This window comes from Halalkalibacter lacteus, assembly GCF_036663595.1.
Taxonomy (GTDB): domain Bacteria; phylum Bacillota; class Bacilli; order Bacillales; family Bacillaceae_D; genus Halalkalibacter; species Halalkalibacter lacteus.
Genome location: NZ_JAWRVL010000396.1, coordinates 1 through 244 on the forward strand (window position 1 = coordinate 1; position 244 = coordinate 244).

Below are 244 nucleotides of genomic sequence, written 5' to 3' on the forward strand. Positions count from 1 at the left end.
GGCGGCGGAGGCCGCGGCGCGACTGCGGCGCGACGGGCCGAACGAGATCGCGGCGCGCCGTCATCGGAGTGTCCTCCACGACTTCGTCCAACTCTTTACCAACCCGCTGATCCTCATCCTCCTGGTCGCCAGCTTCGTCTCCGCCGTCCTGGGCGAAGTCGCCAATGCCGTCGTCGTTGCGGTGATGGTGCTCCTCAGCGTGGCGATCAACGTCCGCCAGGCGTACCGCTCGCAGCAGGCGGTC

The 244-nt window shown here is 68.9% G+C and carries 1 protein-coding gene; it reads left to right on the top strand.

Going from position 1 to position 244, the window contains the following annotated elements; translation table 11 throughout:
* On the top strand, positions 1-244 hold a 244-nt coding region (locus tag SAZ04_RS22795), incomplete at both ends, for a cation-transporting P-type ATPase (protein ID WP_332700030.1).